Raw genomic sequence first — 793 nt, 5'->3', positions numbered from 1 at the left:
CCGTGGTCGAAATCGTCTTCGTCAACGTCAATCCCCAGGCCACCTTGCTGCTCGGCCAGGCGCGCGGCGCCTGCGTGACGGCGCTGGTCGCGCAAGACCTGCCCGTCACCGAATACACCGCCCTGCAAATGAAGCAGACCGTGGCAGGCCACGGCCGCGCGGCCAAAGCGCAAGTGCAGGAAATGGTGCGCCGCCTGCTCGCCCTGCCCGCCGCCCCCCGGCAAGACGCCGCCGACGCGCTCGGCCTGGCCATCACCCACGCCCACGCCAGCCACTCCCTTGCCCGCCTGCAAGCCGCCAGCGGCCAGACGCGCCGCGCCGGCAGCATGTACCGCCAGCGCTGAGACACGCCCCGGCAAAAAATCCTTCCGCGCCCGCGCGCAGACGCGAGCCGCCCAGCCCGATCGGCGCGGCCAATGCGGCCCGCTACCCGCCCGCTCCGGCCGCCAGAGCCATCGCGCAAGCAGGCGGCAGGCTTCAGGCAGCCAAGCCGCAGGCTGGCGAAACGCGAATTTCCTTCAACTATCCGGCGCTTGGCGCTTCCGAATGCGGCTGGCACACGCACTCGCACGCATTCATGCGCATGCCGTAACGGCCTGCGCTGCTTTCAAACCATCTTTCCGCTGAGGCCCTCCATGAAGGTGGCCTCGCTCCAGCCGCTGCAACCACTGCCGCCACCGCCGCCGTCACCTGCCGCCCCCAGCGCCTCGCCCGCCCCGGCAGCGCCCCGGCGCGAGCCGCACGGCCATGAGCAGCCGCCTCATTCAGGCCCCTCGCCTGCGCTGCCGCCTTA

The 793-nt window shown here is 71.5% G+C and carries 1 protein-coding gene; it reads left to right on the top strand.

The window, feature by feature from the left end:
• On the top strand, window positions 1-344 hold a 344-nt coding region (ruvC, locus tag QB898_RS13110), incomplete at its 5' end, for a crossover junction endodeoxyribonuclease RuvC (RefSeq protein ID WP_279525304.1).
• Window positions 345-793: the final 449 nt, after the last annotated feature.

It is taken from the genome of Ottowia cancrivicina (assembly GCF_029813755.1).
In the GTDB taxonomy this organism is placed as follows: domain Bacteria; phylum Pseudomonadota; class Gammaproteobacteria; order Burkholderiales; family Burkholderiaceae_C; genus Ottowia; species Ottowia massiliensis.
This window is presented reverse-complemented; position numbering and strand designations above follow the sequence as displayed.